This window comes from Pseudomonas sp. TAE6080, from assembly GCF_018732265.1.
Taxonomy (GTDB): Bacteria; Pseudomonadota; Gammaproteobacteria; order Pseudomonadales; family Pseudomonadaceae; genus Aquipseudomonas; species Aquipseudomonas brenneri.
In genome coordinates this window covers 369,922-389,378 of the sequence record NZ_JAHIDY010000001.1, presented here as the reverse complement: position 1 = coordinate 389,378, position 19,457 = coordinate 369,922, and the positions used below count along the sequence as shown (strand labels likewise).

The 19,457-nt window shown below is 59.3% G+C and carries 8 protein-coding genes; 7 read left to right on the top strand and 1 reads right to left on the bottom strand.

Going from position 1 to position 19,457, the window contains the following annotated elements; all coding sequences use genetic code 11:
- Positions 1 to 82 precede the first annotated feature (82 nt).
- Both KL786_RS01750 and KL786_RS01745 read left to right on the top strand, forming a co-directional pair.
- Positions 83 to 1,216 carry an OpgC family protein gene (locus KL786_RS01750; RefSeq protein WP_215516525.1) on the top strand — a complete coding sequence of 378 codons (1,134 nt, stop codon included), beginning with the start codon at positions 83 to 85 and terminating at the stop codon, positions 1,214 to 1,216.
- 66 nt (positions 1,217 to 1,282) lie between these two features.
- Entirely contained in the window at positions 1,283 to 7,762 is a 6,480-nt protein-coding gene (locus KL786_RS01745; protein WP_215516524.1) for an NEL-type E3 ubiquitin ligase domain-containing protein, read from the top strand.
- A 48-nt stretch (positions 7,763 to 7,810) separates the two neighbouring features.
- Here KL786_RS01745 and KL786_RS01740 read toward each other — a convergent pair whose 3' ends face one another.
- Complete coding sequence (locus KL786_RS01740; protein WP_032859936.1) at positions 7,811 to 9,229, bottom strand: amino acid permease; 1,419 nt, start codon at positions 9,227 to 9,229, stop codon at positions 7,811 to 7,813.
- Positions 9,230 to 9,717: 488 nt separating this feature from the next.
- Between KL786_RS01740 and KL786_RS01735 the strand changes: the two genes are divergently transcribed.
- The 5 genes from KL786_RS01735 (at position 9,718) to KL786_RS29915 (ending at position 19,397) form a co-directional block, all read left to right on the top strand.
- Positions 9,718 to 12,819 carry a transglycosylase domain-containing protein gene (locus KL786_RS01735; RefSeq protein WP_215516523.1) on the top strand — a complete coding sequence of 1,034 codons (3,102 nt, stop codon included), beginning with the start codon at positions 9,718 to 9,720 and terminating at the stop codon, positions 12,817 to 12,819.
- A 162-nt stretch (positions 12,820 to 12,981) separates the two neighbouring features.
- Positions 12,982 to 13,305: a hypothetical protein gene (locus KL786_RS29335; RefSeq protein WP_252193538.1), complete on the top strand. Its 324-nt coding sequence runs from the start codon at positions 12,982 to 12,984 to the stop codon at positions 13,303 to 13,305.
- 20 nt (positions 13,306 to 13,325) lie between these two features.
- On the top strand, positions 13,326 to 13,751 hold the full coding sequence (locus tag KL786_RS29330) for an NEL-type E3 ubiquitin ligase domain-containing protein (RefSeq protein WP_252193537.1): 426 nt from the start codon (positions 13,326 to 13,328) through the stop codon (positions 13,749 to 13,751).
- Between the two features lie 43 nt (positions 13,752 to 13,794).
- Positions 13,795 to 14,010, top strand: a complete 216-nt coding sequence (locus KL786_RS29325; RefSeq protein WP_252193536.1) for a hypothetical protein — start codon at positions 13,795 to 13,797, stop codon at positions 14,008 to 14,010.
- 566 nt (positions 14,011 to 14,576) lie between these two features.
- A complete protein-coding gene (locus KL786_RS29915) occupies positions 14,577 to 19,397 on the top strand; it encodes an NEL-type E3 ubiquitin ligase domain-containing protein (protein WP_215516522.1) in 4,821 nt (1,606 codons plus the stop codon).
- The last annotated feature ends 60 nt before the right edge of the window (positions 19,398 to 19,457 follow it).

Genomic DNA, 19,457 nt, shown 5'->3' with positions numbered 1-19,457 from the left:
AATACCGCCAACCTGCGCCCGCCCGACGCACGGCAGGACCCTGCGCGTCACTATTTAACCCATTGTTCAAGAGCCCGCAGCCATGCTTAACGGACGCGACCCGCGCATCGACTTTTTTCGGGGCCTGGCGTTGATCTTCATTTTCTGGGATCACGTCCCCCACAACCCTCTCGGCCAGATCACCCTGCGCAACTTCGGTTTCAGCGATGCCGCCGAGGTCTTCGTATTTCTCGCCGGTTACGCCTCCGTGCTGGCCTACAGCAAGGTGCTGCAGCGCGAAGGCTACTGGATGGCCTGCCTGAAGATCCTGCGCCGCGCCTGGGTGTTGTATGTGGTGCATATCTTCTTGTTGGCGATGCTGATGGGCATCGTCTTCTTCGCCAACAGCAAGGTGGAAACCCGCGATCTGGTCCAGGAAATGGGCCTGACCCACTTCATTACCAACCCGCAACAAGCCTTGACCGACGAGCTGCTGCTGCGCTTCAAGCCCAACCTGATGGACCCGCTGCCGTTGTACATCGTGCTGCTGTTGGGCTTGCCCCTGGCCCTGCCGGTGCTGGTGCGCAAGCCCCTGGCGGTGGTCGCGGTGTCGTTGACTGTGTATCTGCTGGCCCCCAGGCTGGGCTGGAACCTGGCGGCGATTGCCGACGGTGTGTGGTACTTCAACCCGGTGACCTGGCAATTGCTGTTCGTACTCGGTGGTGCCGCTGCCATTCACGCCAGCCAGCCACGGCCCCCCGAAACCCGGCCCCTGCACCACCAGCCATTGTTTCTTGCGGCAGCCGCCTATGTGCTGCTGGCCGGCATCATCACCCTCTCCTGGCGTTGGCCTGAAATCCACGATTCTGTCATGCCTGCGGTCCTGAGCAATCTGTTGTACCCCATCAGCAAGACAGACCTGTCGCCCGTGCGCCTGCTGCACTTCCTCGCCCTGGCCTACGTCACCGCCAAACTGTTGCCCGGTCGCGGCTGGACCCAGAACTGGCTGGCCCGACAAAGCTGTCGTATGGGCCGTTACTCCCTGGAGGTGTTCTGCCTGGGGGTATTGCTGGCGCCGCTGGCGGACATGCTCAACGCCCAAGTCGATGACGCCTGGCCGATGCAGATATTCAGTGCCCTGCTGGGTCTGGTACTGATGGCCGGGCTGGCGGTGTGGCTGGAGTTCAACAAGCGCTTGAACCTGTCGGCCGCACAGCGATCCATCGCGATTAAATAGTTAGCCCCCGGGCCTGCATGCGCGGTGCTTCCATCTGCCTTCCACTTATCGTGAAAGGTAGAGCGCATGCCAACTCAACAATTACTCAACGGCCTGTCCGGCAATCTGCAATCGGGTACCGCCTGGACCCAGCAACAGGCGCTGGAGCTGATCCAGCGTAATGTGCTCCAGGCAATGGATGGCCTGGACGCCGAGGAAAAACAACGTTTCCTGCGCCTGCAACGCCAGGCCCTCGCAGCCCTGGAGGCGGTTGAAACGGAGAAGGAACGGGTAGTACGTACCTTCAAGGAAGAGGGCATGGCACAGTTGCGCAGCAAGATCGGCGGACGCGACCCCGAGCAGTACCGCTTCAATACCACCTACGTGGAAAAGATAGAACGACCCTGGCCATGGGACCCGCAGCCAGATGGTCATATCAGGTTCCCCCGCCGCTCCGACCTGGACTATCGCGAAATTGTCCACGTCAAGAGCATGTCACTGTGGGAAGCGGCTTGCGTGAACTTCGGCTTTACCTCGTACCTGACTACGGACTCCGGCTACAGCCTGATTGGTGCCAGCCGCGTGGTCGGTTTCAACGGTGATACAAGCCTCAGTGCCCAGGAGTTCGTCGACATCGCCCGCGAACTGGACCTGGGCCACAAACTGCAGGCAACGATCCGAGCCACCCTGAAAGAGAACGGCACCCTGAACCGCTTGATGGGCGCAGCGGCGTTGGCCTTGTTGCAATTTGATGTGCTGGACGCCTGGCGCAATCGCGCCCACAACGGCCTGACTCGTGCCATGTACGACAGCCTCAGTGCATCGATCGATGGCAGCGGACCGCAATTGCCTATCGAGAGCCTGAGCCTGACCCCGGGCACCACGCTGATCATCAGCGTGCCCTTTGTGGCCTGGGAGAATTACATTCCACTGCCCTTGATGCTGATCAAGATTGCCAGCCTGGGCGTGTTGTCCTATTTCCCATTCCGTCCCGGCGGTGCGTTTCGCTACCACGACGACGCCCACTCGGCAGAAGCCAATTTCCGCCAGCAATTGCTGGACAGTCACGAGAAAGGCGACTTGGGTTGGTTTTCCCGGCAATTGCCACTGGTGGGCTTGTCGGTCTTCAAGCCCTTGCTGACCCTGGAAAAACGCCCCAAGGGCCTAAACTGGATGGCCGGCAAACTGTACGACGCCTTTCACAAAGCCTTCCCGGAACGAACCCTCAATGACATCCGCTTCTCCACCGACCCACACGCCGGCCCCTCCGAAACCCTGCTGCAAGCCCTGACGTATCGTCAGCTACAGCGCTGCCAGACCGACATGGACACCCTCGCCAACACCCGCTCAGAAGCCGATTGGCAAGCGGTCAAGGACGCTGCCGCGGCCATTGCCTCCGAAGTCCTGCAGCTGTTGCTCACACCATTGCCCGGAGGGGTCAGGGGAATGAATAGGATCATGCAACTGGCGGTGCTGGGCAGCATGACCTACAGCGTCAGCGTCAGCCTGAATGAAGCGGCCAAGGGCGATGCCAGCAACTTTGCCGCGACCCTGACCGATGTCGCCGACCTAGCAATCAGCGGACGCCTGATGAGAGTCGCGGGTAAAGCCCATCGACAGCGCATGCTCGAATACTTGCAGCGACTGGGCAACCCACGCAAGGTCACTCGCCCCGACGGCGTGGAGGAACTATGGAAGCCCGACACAGGCCCCTACGCCCATGACCGGCAATACCTGCTGGATGGCAAAAAACCCGATGCCCTGGGCGTGTTCACCGTGTACGGCCAGCAATACGTAAAGCTGCATCATGAAGGCCAGACCCAGGTAGCAGAAGTGACCCACGACCTGCACGCCATGCGCTACGTCCTCAAGAATGGTCGCAGCAGTTACAAACCACCGATTGTGTTTGATCCGGCATTTCAGGCCTGGACTTTCGACCTGCACAACGTCCACACCCTGTCGGATATCCAGTTGCTGCAACGGATGCTGCCCAACGGTTCCTCGATCATCGCCCAGGTCGACCTGGAACACATGCTGCGCAGTACCGCGACCAGCCGCAACACCCTGGATCGGATATGGCGCGGCGAGCCGGCGCCGTTGAACTTGATCGAAGGCGTACGGCGGCTGCAGGCTGACCAGGTGATCCAGCAGATCATCGAACGCTTTCCCGAAGCCGGGTACTTGCCGCCCTACGGTGACAGCGTGGTGCTGTGTCTACTGACCCAACTGCCGGACTGGCCCACCAGCCTCCAACTGAGCATCAGCGATCCACAACGGAACGTGATCGAAACCTTCGGCAGCCTCGAACCATCGACGCCCCTGACAATCATCCGCAACGAAGACAGCGGCTATCAGACCGAAGGGGACCGAGGCCACCCACCCTATAGGACTGAGCCTTTGTTGAGCCTGATCATCAGCCTGCAACCGGCCCACTCGCGACTAGGCCTGGCGGATCAGGCCAACGCCTCGCCCGAGCAGCGGATCATGAAGGTTCGCCAAGACGTGGCAACGCTGGCGCGCAGGGAGCGGATGGCGTTGTTCGCGGCGATCGTCAGCCACGCAGGGTATGAAAAAAGTGAACAACTGCCGCCGGCCAATGCCCGACGCTTCTTGCCCCTCAAGGCATCCTCGCCCTTGGTAGCTGTCACGCCACTGCTGAAAAAACTGCGCGACCTCAACCGCCCATTGTCACCGGCCCTGCTAGAGCGCCTGTTAGAGCTGCACCCATTGACACCGCGCCAGCAACAAGCCTATTTGCAGGAAGGTGTGTTGCCCACCACGTTTCATGAACTGCTGGACAGCCACCGTACCGCCCTGCGTATCGACGCCGCGATAGACGGGCTGTATCACCCGCGCCAGTACAACAATGACGCCGACCTGTGGGCCAGGGAGTTCGCTTCGGCCTTGGTGCGCCACCGTCTCAAACGTGACTTTGTAATTACCGAGGTGCACGCCGGGACCATCGCCAAACCCTATCACTCCAGCGGTCCCGAAGACCTTACCGTAGAGCTGCGACACTACGGCGACGGCGTCTATGAAGCCTACGACATGCGCAACGCCGGTACGATTGCAGTGTCCCCTGACGTCGACAGTTTCTACCTGGCCATCGGTTCGGTGTTGCAGCCCCATGAGCGTCAGGCCCTAGGCATGCACAGCACCACCGATGCCCTGGGCCTGCGCAACACCCTGGGTGACTACATGAGTAGCCAACGCAGCCCCGATGGGCTTGTCAGCCTGGTCAACGGGTCGCTGGTGCAGTACGAACATACCGTGCCCTTGCCAGCCGCCTCGCAACCCGATGCCCAAGGCATTTTCCCTCTTGAAGGCGGTCACTACCTGCCGCTGTTCGGCTCCTTGTACCGGATCGTCTATGACAAGCGGATCTTCAAATGGCGACTCAAACACCCACAAAAGATCGGCGTCGACACACCAACCCTGGAGCACAATGCTAACGGCGCCTGGCGCCTGTCCAGCGAGAACCCGATGGGCTGGGACGACCATAGCCTGCTCTATCGGCTGGGAGGCGATCACTCTGCGTTCACCCAAGACATGTCCAGGAACATCCTCGCCCTGACCGATACGCCTGCCCACGTGCTACGCCAGGTGCACCGCAGCGGCCGGATGGCGCCGCCACTGCTGGTCGATACCTGCAAACGCTTTCGGATCGACCATGAAATCAACCAGTTCATCGAGGCGCTCTACGAAACACCTACTGCGGCCATCGCTCGACCAGACTTGCAGTTACTGGTCCTCTCCAGCCTGCCGGAATGGCCCGACAGCCACGTATTGCAGATTGTCGATAGCGAAAACCGCGTCACCCATCAATACCCGGAACGTAGTCGTCCCAACAACCTGCCGGTGAAGATCACCGAATCAGATTTTCAAAACGCCAGGCTGCTGGAAAAAATCATCACCCACGATGACGTTACCCTGGCCTTGCTCGGCGAACTACCGGCGACTCAAGAGCAGCGCTTGTTCCAGCTGATCACCCGGATCGTCGACTACACCCTCCGGGAAAAGACACAGATCCTGCACTCGTTGTACCGGCGCAGCGAGTCCGGGGGCAGCGAGCCGGTGCGACAGTTCAAGGCCAAGCACCCCAACCTGCCCAGCAGCACGATCACGGCAATTCTCGGCCACGCCTCGCCACGTGAACTCAAACAACTGCATGAAAAAGACCAGTTGAGCCTGCGTCTTACGGAACAGGCACGCCTGAGTAGCCACGACCTGCGCTTGAACCGCGCCTACGAAGGCCTGTATATGGACGCCTGCGCCAATGCCGACAGCGACCGGATCACCCTGCACCTGCTCAGGCTTCTGCCTGCCTGGCCGATGAACCTGCGTATCGATATCCGCGAAAGGGACAACGAGGGGCGCCTGCTCAAAACGGCAGGCCACCTGGTCGGTTCGTCACGCAAGACCGTGGCCCAGACCAACCGCGGTTATCAGGCCTACGATGCGCAAGGCAACCCTTTGGGCCAGCCTTCAAATGGCTTGCTGCGAGTGATCCTCAGCACCTTGTCCGCCAGCGAGCAAACCCTCCTTGGGGTTACCGATGAAGCCGGAATCACCGAACTGCGCCACCAGCTCGCCGAAATCGCCCTCGCCCGCCGTGTGGAGATCAAGGGCCTGCTGGATATCCCGCACCTGCAACCCTGGATGCAACCGGCAATGGGCCTGGACCGTTCGTTCCTGGTGTACCCGCTCTGGCCACGCTTCTGGCCGTTCAGCGGGACTCGGCCGCCGGACCTGGTGGCCAAGGTCCAGGAGATTTATCCGCGCTTGAGCCGTGACGAGGCGCAGCGATTGATCCAGTCACTGAACCTCAGCGAGCCGGCCGCACTGATCGAACTTGAACGTCGCAAGGCCGAGTATCAAGCCCTGGATCTGGAGTTATTGCGCTGGAGCGAAACCCTGTCGGATGAAGACAACAGTGTCGACGACCCCATTGGGCAGCGCCAAGGCCGGCGCCGCTACATAGCCGACCAATTGCGCCAGGCGTGGCGCCGGGAACACAGGATAGTTTATATCGCCGGGCTGTTCGACGTGTACTCCCTGGAGTTGCAACTGGACGATGCTGGCTTGCCACCCGCCTCCTTTATCACAGGGTCCAGCGGTTTCAGCCATATTGAACACCTGAGAATTCTCGGCAATACATTCCCCTCTTCGGGAGCTGAATTCCTCGCCAAATTCACCCACCTCAAAGTGTTGCATCTCGATTGTCGGCTGACCGAACTGCCCAGCGCGATCACTGACATGACCACGCTCACCCACCTGAGCCTGAACGACAACGATATACGTTTGACCGAAGAGGCGGTGCAACGCCTGGCAACCCTGGTCAACTTGCAAAACCTGGACCTGAGCGACAATCCGGATCTGACGCTCGCACCGGATGTCAGCCAGATGATACACATGCGCACTCTGCGTCTGGCCAACACCGGTATCACCCAATGGCCCGCGGGTGCCAGCGCACTGCCCAGACTTCAGGAACTGCACCTGCAGGAAAACCAAATTTCCACGATCCCCGAGGAAGTCTTCACCAACCCCTGGCTGCAAACCGCCAATCGCAACACCTTCCTCCATGAAAACCCGCTATCGGCGACAACCCTGGCAAGCATCGAAGCGTACCGCATCGAGACCGGCATTCGCCTCGGTGGTCAACAGCGCACGGCCCAGCATGCTGCGGTGTCCCCTAACGACTTCAACAATTGGCTGATGGGGGTCACCGCTCAAGATGTAACGGCACACCAACAACTGTGGGAGCAGCTAAAGGCGAACGAGACAGCCAGGGCCGATGATGTGTTCCGAGTCCTGCGAGACCTGAAAAACACCCTCGCTTACAGGCACAGCGATACATCGAGGACGGCTCTGACCAAGCGGGTCTGGACCTTATTGAACGCCATGGGCGAGTCAACGCAGTTGCGCGATACGGTCTGCCTCAACACCTACGGCTCAGGCAACTGCGGCGACAGCGTGCTACTGGCCTTTACCAACATGGAACTGCATCACCGTATCCATGAGGCCAAATTGCAGCACAGAAGTTACTTGGCCGACAGAACTTTGCTGGCATTGGCCAAGAGTTGCTTCTACCTCAATCAGCTGGATCACTTTGCCGATCAGTTCGTTCTGGAACGCGAACGGGCGAACCTGGCAGTCGATCCGGCCGAGGTGACGGTGTACCTGCGGGAAAAACTGGCCCTTGAGTTCAACCTGCCGTTTTACCCACTGGAGCTGCTGTACACCGTTGATGATTATGTCACCGACGAAGTGATCAACACGGCACGCACCACCCTGCGCAGGCTGGGTGACTCACCCGCATTGCAGGAGGCGATCTTGACGACCGAGTTCTGGATCGAGTATTTGACAAAAAGTGAGCCGGAGCCTTTTCTCACCGTCAAGGACACCATCAGCTACAAAGTCAGCGTGCTCGATCAGCAAATACCGGACAAACACTCGGATGCGTACCTGGAGCGCCGCCAGTCACTGATCGAGGAGGAAAGAAGCGAGCATAACCGCCTGGTGCGGCAGCTGACAGAAGGGACACAGCTGACCCTGCAACACCTCTGAAGCACGGCCTGCCTGTCGCAGAGGGCAGGCAGGCCGTGTGTCAAGGGATCATGCCGAATGCGGCGAACCCTGGCTGGCCTGGGTCGGTTGCAGCTTGAACACGTAGAACAGCACCGTCAGGAACAGCAGGAACACCGGGCCGACATACAGCGCGATGCGAGTGTCCGGGAAGTACGCCATCAGGCCCACCACCAGTACCAGGAAGGCCAGGGCCAGGTAGGAACTGACCGGGTACAGCCACATACGGTACTTCAGGGCTTTCTGCTCGGCGGGGCTCAGGCTTTTGCGGAACTTGAGCTGGGCCAGCAGGATCATCACCCAGGTCCAGATCGCACCGAAGGTGGCGATGGACGTGACCCAGACAAACACCTTGTCCGGCACCAGATAGTTGAGCAATACGCCCAACAGCAAGGCGAAGATCGACAGCAGCAACGCCTTGCGCGGCACGCCGTTGCTGGAGGTGGTGCCGAAGGTTGCCGGGGCCTGGCCGTTCTGCGCCAGGCTGTAGAGCATGCGCCCGGTGCTGAAGATCCCGCCGTTGCAGGACGAGAGCGCGGCGGTGATCACCACAAAGTTGATGATGCCTGCCGCAGTCTTGATACCCAGGCGCTCGAAGGTCATCACAAAGGGGCTACCCTGGGTGCCGATTTCGTTCCACGGGTAGATCGACAAAATCACGAACAACGCACCGACGTAGAACAGCAGGATCCGCCAGAACACCGAGCCGATCGCATTGGGAATGGTCTTTTGCGGGTTCTTCGCTTCACCGGCGGTCAGGCCGATCATTTCCACACCCAGGTAGGCGAACATCACCATTTGCAGGGACATCAACACGCCCTGCACACCGTTGGGCAGGAAGCCACCATGGGCCCACAGGTTGGAAATCCCCAGCGCCACACCGTCATTGCCAAAGCCGAAGGCAATGATGCCGACACCGCCGATGACCATGGCAATGATGGTGACGATCTTGATCAGGGCAAACCAGAACTCGAACTCACCGAACGCCTTGACCGCGATCAGGTTGATGGTGCCCATGCTGACCAGCGCCGCCAGGGCCCAGATCCAGCGTGGCGTATCGGGAAACCAGACGCCCATGTACACCGCCACGGCGGTGATTTCCGCGACACAGGTCACCAGCCACAGGAACCAGTAGTTCCAGCCGGTGAGAAAGCCCGCCAACGGGCCGAGGTAATCCTGGGCATAGCGGCTGAACGAGCCGGCGACGGGGTTATGCACCGCCATTTCGCCGAGGGCACGCATGATCACCAGGATCGCCAGACCGCCAATGATGTAGGAGAGCATGATCGCCGGGCCGGCCATTTCGATGGCCTTGGCCGAGCCGAGGAACAGGCCGACGCCGATACAGGCGCCGAGCGCCATCAAGCGAATATGCCGTTCACCCAGTTCACGTTTGAGCGGGCCGCCGGAAGCGGTCTCGCCATGGGGCAGGTGGTTGCCAGCTGGCATAGGGATACAACCTCATTTTGTTATTGGATTGAACCACCGAGCGTTCAGTGGCACGGCCGGTCGCCATGACACCGTCCTGCCGGGCTCACCTTGTGGGTAAACCCGTCTGGCCGCGCAAATCGGCCAACTCAGGGGGCGTGCAGTATAAAAAGCCAGAAGCAGGGCTTTTCACTCTATAAACAACAATATTCAGCGAGTTTTCTCGGCAAATGCCGCTTCTGCGGAGGGGCATCACCTGAATAATGTAGGCATCGTCTTACGCAAACGGCGGCGAGTATTGCACAGCAATGGTGCATCGTCATGCCCCTACCCTGGTCGTATTTACCCAGGCGAAGCGCTCTAGCCCGCAGGTCAGTCGCGCTCAGTCGCCGCCCGTCCACTGTGCGCAGCATTACCGCCAGGGACTTGCGACAAATTCCTTGTCCGCCTCAAACAGCGTCTACGCTTCACTCAAGTCCGATCAATCTGCGTGAATGGATCAATCGACTATGGGCGCTTTATGGCAAACCGATTCGACCAAGGCTGCGGGCCCCGCCGACAACCTGGATGAACAGCCATTGCCACAAGCACCCAGCAAGCGGCGGTATGGGTGGCGAATGATCTGGCTCCTGCTGGTGATCGGGCTGATCGCCGCAGGTTTTGCCGCCAATCGGGAAATGCGCACCTCTTACTGGCAAGCCCGGGAGTTGAGTCGACTCGCCAAGACCTTGAGCTACCAGGTACAGCCGGGCGCCAGCGATGCCATCGTCTATCCGGGTGACGGCCCGTTTGACAAGCGCCTGGGCTACAGCGCCCTGGGTGAGTTCCTGCCGCGCCTGATCAAGCGTGGCTACCTGATCCAGCAGCAGGCGCGCTTTTCCAGCGCATTGCTCGATTACAGCCAGCACGGCCTGTTCATCCCCTACCCCGAGAAGATCCAGGCCGGCCTGTCGATCAGCGATTGCCGGGCCGCACCGCTGTACCGCTTCACTTACCCGCAGCAGGCGTACCAGCACTTCACCGATATTCCACCGGTAATCGTCAACAGCCTGCTGTTCATCGAAAACCGCGACCTGCTCGACCCCGCCCAGCCCCAGGCCAACCCGGCGGTGGACTGGCCACGCTTTGCCAAGGCGGTCTGGTCGCAAGTTGCCCGCCTGCTGCACTTGCCAGGGCAGACCGCCGGCGGCAGCACCCTGGCCACACAACTGGAGAAGTACCGCCACTCACCCGACGGGCTGACCCTGAGCGGTGGCGAGAAAATCCGCCAGATGATTTCTGCCAGCGTACGCGCCTATCAGGACGGGCCAGACAACCTGCAGGCGCGCCAGGACATCGTGCGCGACTACCTCAACAGCGTGCCGCTGTCTGCCGTGCCCGGCCACGGTGAAGTGCATGGCATGGCCGAGGGCTTGCGGGTCTGGTATGGCGCCGATTTCAAGCAGACCAATGCCCTGCTCGCGGGTAACGATCCGCACAGTCTCGGGCAAAAAGGCCTGGCCCTGCGAGAGGTGTTGTCGCTAATGATTGCCCAGCGCCGACCGTCCTACTACCTCGCCAAAGGCCACGCAGACCTGGCGAACCTGACCGACAGTCATATCCGCCTGCTGACGCAGAACGGGGTGATCGACCCGGCATTGTCCAGAGCCGCGCTCGCCAGCCAGGTCAGCTACCGGGACTGGCAGCAACAGCCAACGATCCAAGCCATTGAAACCAACAAAGGCATCAGCGTCGCCCGCAGCCGCCTGGCGTCCCTGCTCAATCGGCCGCTGTACGAGTTGGACCGTCTGGATCTGTCCGCCAGCAGCACCCTGCAAAACGACCTGCAAACCCAGGCCACGGGCTATCTCAAGCACCTGGCAGACCCCGCGTTCGCCGGCCAGCTCGGCTTGCTCGGCCCACGCCTGCTGACCCCCGCCAGCACCGCCCAGGTGCGCTACAGCTTCACCCTCTATGAGATGACCCCCGACGGCGCACGCGTGCGGGTCCAGACCGACAACACCGACCAGCCGTTCGACATCAATGAAGGCAGCAAGCTGGAACTGGGCTCCACCGCCAAACTGCGAGTGCTGACTACCTACCTGCAGATGATCAGCGAGCTGCACGACCGCTACGCTGGCCAGACTCCCGCCACACTGAAGAAAGTCGAGGTCGACGATCAGGACCGGTTGACCCGCTGGGCCGTGGATTACCTGGCGCAAAACAGCGACCAAAGCTTGCCAAAAATGCTCGACGCCGCCCTCAACCGGCAGTACTCGGCCAGCCCCGGCGAAAGTTTTTTCACCGGAGGAGGTGTGCATCACTTCCACAACTTTCGCAACGAAGACAACGGCCGCAGCCCGACCTTGCGCGACGCCCTGCGCGAATCGATCAACCTACCGTTCATTCGCCTGATGCGCGATCTGGTGCGCTACAGCACCTACCACGGCGCCAACAACAGTGCCGAGTTGCTCAAGGACGACAACGACCCACGCCGCCAGGAATACCTGGCCCAATTCGCTGACCGCGAGGGCACTACCTTTCTGCTGCGTTTCTGGAAAAAATACCGCAACAAGGACACCCAGGCCCGACTCGACACCTTCCTCGACAGTATGCACCCCACCGCCATCCGCCTGGCCGCCGTGCACCGCTACCTGCTGCCCCAGGCCAGCCAACAGAGTTTCAACAGTTTCGTACGTGCCCATTTGATCCACACCAAGGCCCCGGAAAAGCTCACCGATGAGCGTCTGGAAAAGCTCTATCAAAACTATGGCCCCGGTGCCTATGACCTACCGGACCAAGGCTACATCGCCAAGGTCCACCCCCTGGACTTGTGGCTGCTCGGTTACCTGCTGAACAAGCCCGACGCCACCTTCACCCAGGCCGTCACGGCCAGCGAGCATGAGCGCCAGGAAGTCTATGGCTGGCTGTTCAAGAGCCGGCACAAGAGCGCCCGGGACAGCCGTATCCGCACCATGCTGGAGATCGAGGCGTTCCTGGATATTCATCAACGCTGGCAAGCCGTCGGCTACCCCTTCGACCACCTGGTGCCGTCCCTGGCCACCGCGATTGGCAGTTCGGGCGACAAGCCCGCAGCCCTTGCGGAACTGGTGGGTACGATCCTCAATGACGGCGTGCGCCAACCGACACTGCGCATTGACAGCCTGCACTTTGCCGCCAACACGCCATATGAAACCCGCTTGATCACTGACCCGGACCGAGGCAAACGAGTGATGCCCAGCGAAGTCGCCAGTGCCTTGCGCGAGGCGTTGTCGCAAGTGGTGGATGTAGGAACGGCGAAAAGGGTTTCCGGCAGTTTCAAACTCATAGACGGCACGCCGCTAGCCATGGGCGGTAAAACCGGTACCGGGGATAACCGCATTGAAGCCATTGGTGCCGGTGGACGCATTCTCAGTTCCAAGTCGATCAACCGCACTGCCACGTTTGTCTTCTACATCGGTGAACATCACTTCGGCACCCTGACCGCCTTCGTACCCGGAGCCTCGGCCCAAGGCTTCAAGTTCACCTCAGCCTTGCCAGTACAAGTACTCAAGGGCATGGCCCCGATTTTGATGCCTTACCTACAACCCGGCGCCCGGAGCTTGTGCCTGCCATCGACAGCCGGCGGGTAATTGCAACCAAGTTTTTCCGCATGTTCCTGAGCCAATACCCTGCCCGCCAAAGCATTCGCAGCAGGGCGTTACTTGTCTACTTTTCAGTCCTGAATTGCTCATCCACCCCCCCTGTTCCGAGCAACTTTCCTACGGCACTTTCCAAACCTGAGGGTCCTTGATATGACAGGCGACGATCTAATAACGCTGCCTACTGCCATTCAGCACATGACCTCTCTCAGAGAGCTGAACCTGGCCAACAATCCGTTGGGCATCGTGCCGGATGTCAGCAAGATGCCCGATTTAGCACTACTCCTGTTAAGCGATACCGGTATCAGCGAATGGCCTGCCGGCTTGTTTGCACAACCACGCAACGAGGCTTTCATCCTGGAGTTGCGCGGCAATCCCATTACCACGGTCCCCATTGTTGCCAGCAACTCCGAATCGGCCATCGTTATCGCCCTGACCCGACCGACGAGGCACTCTATGAACAGAACAGCGCAGTGATGAGATCACAAGTGCAGAGCATGCTGTCGTCCATGCACGCCGACCGCGACCTGCGGCAAGCACTGTTTCGGATGTCCAGTTTCCCAGGGTTGTGCCCCGATGCGGGCATGCAAATATTCAACGGTATGGGTATCGAAGTTGAGGCAAGCCAGGCCAGGCTCTTCAGCCGAACACCCGCTGAACGTGAAGAGAGACTGATCAAACTGGCCAAGGGGGCGGCCAACCTCAAACTGCTGAACCACGTTGCGCGCGCCGACATCGCTCACCGTCTCAAGCCTGTCGAGCAAGGCGGGCTAGGCCTGCGACTGACCTCAGACGTGATCAACGGCGAGCCCGGCACCGTTGACGAAGTAGAAGTTCACCTGGCCTATCAGACGCGCCTGGCCCGCAGGCTCGGTTTGCCCTGGGTCAGCAGACTACGAGGCCAACGAAAACAGCATCGATGAACAGTTTTCCTTCCTCGATCAACTGCAAAGCGAACAGCAAGCGTTGACCCAACCCTCGGACCTGACCGAGGCGCAAAAAGTTGAAAAACGCGAACAACTGAAACTCATGATCGAGCAGTTACAAATCGAAGACCGCGTAGTGCCTGACGAGCCGATACCCGATGAGCTCTACAACCAACTGCTCAATGACCTGGGTCAGCGACGCCAGGAATGGTTACGGGAACAGACCCGCCTGTCGCTGGGACGGATCGACGAGTAAGAACACCGGGGCATGTCTTAATACCTGGCCTGTAGGAGCGAGCTTGCTCACGAAGGTCGTGAACGATAACGCGTATTGGCTGGATAAACGCGGTGCTCTTGAGCTTTTCATAACTGGGAGTTACGCACTTTCAGGAGGTGGTGACAGGTAATAGTAAATCTGCGCAGCCTCCAGGAATTAGTTATATATATTTCACATCCAAATAACGAACAACCCGAACACTTAATACTTGAAAAACCCTTAAAATTTTGAACTTTTATTCTCAACCACAAAGGATACGCTAACAGCTATACCCTTCTAATGAGTTTAACTTAATGCCCAAACTTCCAACTCCATTCCGGACGCCTGAGACGCTCTACAAAGGACCGCATTATGATCTAATCAAACAAGAGCTCCCAGACTGGCTATCCACAACTTCTCTGGCGAAAATCACTCAATTAAACACTGCAGTCCTTTCTCGGCCGGCTTGGTACACCAGCGCCACACCCGACCAGCATCAGGCCCTCAAGACTGCCAATGTCGAGGGCTGGCGTGCGCAAAACACCGTAGACCAGCAACTGAGTAACGTGCAGGACGTGTATGCCTTTGCCGAACCGCTGTTGAAAAAGGCCATCCTGGAAAAGTACCAACTCGACCTGGACGTCAAGACAACCTTCCTGAACCTGTATATCCCCAAAAAACTGCCCTGGTATGCCCTTAACATTTCCCAGGGTGTGACTTCCCGAAAAGTGTCCCTGTTGGACGCGGCGCTGCATAATTTTGCCGATAGCGAAACGTTTGAAGACAACTCCTGCTACATCAGCCAGCCTGACTATCGCGGTCACTTCACCATCAAACCGTTAACCGACGCGATGCCCATCGACCAGTTCAAAGCGCTGTGTCGTGAACTGGACCTCGGCGCCCTGTACCAACAACACTTGAATACCCACCTGCTGCCGACGGACCTCGCTGCCCGCGCCGGCTTGAAGAACCAGGTCATCACCAGCCAGAAAGCCGCGCTCAGGGTCGCAGCGCTACTGGCCTGCCTGAAAACCGATGCACAACAGGTGCCGGACCTGGGGATAGCCGCCTACCATGTGTTGATGCGTGCATTACGCGGTGAGCGAGGCGTCATGCAGTTCTACCAACTGAGCATTCTGGAGACGGCACTGAGCAGTATTCTGCTGATTGCCGCAGACCCGGATCGGGCCTCCAGCGAATCGAAAGTGATCGCCTACATACCCCATGACCCTGAGAGTCCCGTCAAGGAGTACAACTCGATCCCCGACTTCATGCGCGACCTGACCCGCAAACTGCAAGCCAACGCGCCCATCCCTTCTCGTCAACAACAGACTTACCAACAGTTCTTCAGCCAGTTTGTCGATCATGCCCAACGCGGGCATTTCTTTGCCGAGCTGGATCAACGGCTGTGCACGCTTCAAGGGGGGCAGAAAGTCCCGCAGGACGACCCCAGGCTGCGGTCTTCGTCGCGCAAAATCGAGGGTGACCTGTGGGAATACCTCTACCAGCAATCCTTCAACAAGATCCTTAACGATGGACGCAGCATCGCCATCTCCACGGCCGATACCGACAGCGCACAACGTTGGGCCTGGTGGGATAACTTTACAAAAATCCTCTCGGATATTTTCAACGCAGCCCTGATGGTCGTCACCCCGTTCGTGCCGGGCCTGGGCGAATTGATGCTGGTCTACACCGCCCTCCAGCTGGCCAACGACGTGCTCGAAGGGATTGTCGACCTGGCGGAGGGACAGGTCATAGAAGGCGCTGAGCACTTCATCGGTGTGGCTAGCGATCTGATCCAATTTGCAATCTTCGCCGCAGGTGGGGAAATTGTGAGCGTCTTCAAACGCTCCGCCTTCGTCGATGGCTTGCGGGCAGTCAAGGTGGGTGATCAACAACGGTTGTGGAACCCTGACCTTGCGCCTTATGCCAAGAAAGACCTGCAGTTGCCGAGCGACTCGCGCCCCGATGAATTGGGCCTGCATTCGCACCAGGAGCAAAAAATCCTGCCCCTGGATGACCAGCACTACGTCGTCGAGCACGAAGAGGCCTCCAATACTTACCGGGTCAAACACCCCACCCGTCCCGAGGCCTATTCACCCACGCTCGACCATAACGGCAGTGGCGCCTGGACCCACGAAGGGGAAAACCCGAACACCTGGGACAGTGAGACCTTACGCAACCGCCTGGGGCCCGTAGTAAAGGAGCTCTCCCCCGCTCAACTCGAACAAGCCTGTGAGACCAGCGGCACTCACGACGGCGCCTTGCGCATGATGTACGCCAACCGTGATACCCCACCGCCCCTGCTGGCCGACAGCCTCAAGCGCATGAAGCTACGCGGGGAACTCGAACGCATGCCGGAGAAAATCCGCACCGGGGCCACGACTGACCTGCCAACCAACTGGTCGGCGCAAACCACCAGTGAACGTGCGGGCTGGCCGTCGAACAAAGCCATCGAGGTATTTATAAGTGACGCCTTGGCGGGCGATGCCATGCCATACGGGGCCCGGGACGCCACGGATGCCAACACCCTCAAGATCAGTCACCGGGACGTGGAAGCGGGCAAGTTGCCCGAGCAACTCATCACCTTTTTGAGTGAAACAGAGCTAGGAACCCTGCTGTCCACTCCCGTACCTGAAACGCCGGCCGGGCGAATCCAGGCCCTGCGCGATATGCTGGCCGAGACACTGATGCAGGAAAAAACTGCCGTATTCAGCCACCTCTACAGCACCCGAGAGGTGATCGACACGCCTCATGGCCGGCTGATTCAACAGCAGTTCCCGCAACTGCCCAAAGACCTGGTGGCGGCACTGCTGCTACGCACTTCGCCGCAAGAACTGGCGGTCATGAACAGCGAACAACGAATCCCCCTGCGCCTGAAAAACCTGGCCCGGGAACTGGCCAACGAAGTACGCGCAAGCCACGCGGCTGAAGGGTTCTACAACGACGCTTTGCTGACAGCGGACACCGAGCGCATGGCGCTCAATATCGTGCGCTTGCACACCGATGCCCTGGGCGACTTGAACATTGCCATTCATGAGCAATCCCCCAACGGCGCTTTGCGTTGCCAAGTGGGCCCCGCAGACGCCGGCACGAAAAAGATACTCGTGTACAAGAGCCCCGGGCGCTACCAGATCTACGATGCCACGCCCTCTGCATCGCAGGTGCAATACAGCTTCTACGAGGCGGTGTTGCGTGCTGTCCCAGCAGACACGCTCGACTACCTGCCCGGCCAGGGAGGCATATTCAAGGCATGGCTCATCGAGCAAATTGAACCATTGGCCGAACGCCGCAAGGTGCTGGAGGAACCCTCTGGCCGCCAGGCCGATGACCGCACGACGCAACGCTTGCTGCAAAAACCCATGCTCGGGGCCTTCCGTCGCTGGCTGCGGGCAACCCCTGCGCAACCACCGACACTCAGAGAGACATTGACCAAACTGTGCCCTCGCTTGAGCGAAGAACAGGTACAGAACGTGACACCGTACCTGAACACACCGGAGGGGGAACAGTTGCTGAAAACGCTGGAAACCGACCGAGCGACGCTAGACGAAGACCTGGAAAACTTTCGGAAAAAAAAATCCTCCTTCAGCAGGGAAGACTCCGACATGGTGCAACATGAAAAGCGCACTCGAAACCAACTCATCAATGAATTGAAAACCTGCTGGGAAGACGGTGCCTACCAGCGCATGCGCCCACCGGAGCCCAGACCTCGCGGTACCCTGCTGGATCTGAGCGGAATGATCCTGGGCCATTTCATACTGCGACTGGAACCGCTACGAGCTGACTTCAGTCATGTCACCCGACTGAACCTGAACGGCACAGGGCTAAGTAATGTAGACCTGGGGGTTCTCGACAACTTCCCCAACCTGCGAGCCCTGGACCTATCAAACAATGAACTGGACAGCGTGCCATTACCCTTGAAGGACATGAAAAACCTGACCGCACTGAACCTGAGCGAGAACCCGATCAGTTGGCTCGCCTATGACTATAAAATACTTAAACACCTTCCTCACCTTCGCACATTAAGCCTGGAGGGCAACAGGCGCCTGGTCGTCCCACCGGATATCCGCCACATGCCTGACCTGCGCCAACTGGTACTGCGCAGAACCGGCATTACCCAATGGCCAGCAGGCCTGGACAGCCCAAGACGCTCCATCCCGGAACTGGACCTGAGCAACACCCAGGTCAAGACCGTTCCCGAGTTCGATCATGACTCTGTGGCAGCCCAAATAGTGGCCAACAGTTGGGTGGATCGCACACGGCTTGGGCGCCTGGACGAAGACCGGTTTGTCAGCTATCGCCGCGCCCTCGGTATCGACCCTTACCGCACCGCACCACGAGGAGGCCGGGCCGACAGAGAATACTGGATGCCCGGCCCGACAGAAGCAGATAACCTCTTCGCATCCATGGTTTGGGATGACGTCGAAAAGGAGCACGGCTCCCAAGGTTTCTTCGATGTCCTCAAACTGTTGCGACCGCCTGAGGGGTTCCAGACGGATATCGATGAGCAGTTGTTTCAACAGGGCCGGGGTGACCTCTTCCTTCGCGTCTGGCAATTACTGTTTGCTGTAGATAAGAGCCCACAGTTTCGCGAGCGGATATTCAGCTTGGCCAGTACCCCGGCCAACTGCGCCGACGCCGGCGCTCATATTTTCAACCGCATGGGCGTCGAAACCCTGCTGGAAAACATCCTCACAGATGACTCCCCGCAAGGCCTATCGACCCGCGAAAAGGACCTGGTAACGCTGGCCAAGCAGTCCTGGCGCCTGGAGCGGGTCAACCAACTCGCCCACGAAGAAATCCAGCATCGTGTAGCCCCACAGAGCGAGGGTGGGCTGGGGCAGGACTTCGGCCTCGGTGAAAACACCGTTGACGACGTGCAGGTCTACCTCGCTTACCAGACCGGGCTCAAGACGCGCCTCGACCTGCCGTGGCTGTCCGAACATATGGTCTACCGCAACACGGCCCGGGTGACGCAGGCACATCTCGACAAGGCTGCGGCCAGCATCACCGAACTGGAGCAAGGCGACGGCCTGGTGAATGGCCTGCTGGAACAACCGTTCTGGAGCGACTACCTGCAAGACGCGCACCTGGAAGAGTTCAACACCCAGCGGGAGAAACGCAACAATGCCGGCAGTCAACTGGAGGACTTGCTGGATGCTCAAAAGGAATGGGCCAGCCCGCAAGTGACACCCGAACGTAAAGCTGAACTGCGCGAACAGCTCATCACACTGGCCGATGAACTGGTTATCCCGTACACCGTGGTGTTAGCCGAGCAGCCGTTATCGGACGCTACCGTGCGCAAGCTCTACGACGATATTCAGTATGACTACAACGAACTGGGTCGGAAATTGACACGCCAGGCCCTACAAAACGCAGGCCTGTAATACCGCCCGGAGACATATCGACCCCCACATTTGCCTTCGAATTCTCGCCACGCTGACGCT

What these genes read in the sequence shown, in the direction of transcription:
- KL786_RS01750 (WP_215516525.1), top strand. Translation starts at nt 83, where the DNA reads ATGCTTAACGGACGCGACCCGCGCATCGACTTTTTTCGGGGCCTGGCG.
- KL786_RS01745 (WP_215516524.1), top strand. Translation starts at nt 1,283, where the DNA reads ATGCCAACTCAACAATTACTCAACGGCCTGTCCGGCAATCTGCAATCG.
- KL786_RS01740 (WP_032859936.1), bottom strand. Translation starts at nt 9,229, where the DNA reads ATGCCAGCTGGCAACCACCTGCCCCATGGCGAGACCGCTTCCGGCGGC.
- KL786_RS01735 (WP_215516523.1), top strand. Translation starts at nt 9,718, where the DNA reads ATGGGCGCTTTATGGCAAACCGATTCGACCAAGGCTGCGGGCCCCGCC.
- KL786_RS29335 (WP_252193538.1), top strand. Translation starts at nt 12,982, where the DNA reads ATGACAGGCGACGATCTAATAACGCTGCCTACTGCCATTCAGCACATG.
- KL786_RS29330 (WP_252193537.1), top strand. Translation starts at nt 13,326, where the DNA reads ATGCTGTCGTCCATGCACGCCGACCGCGACCTGCGGCAAGCACTGTTT.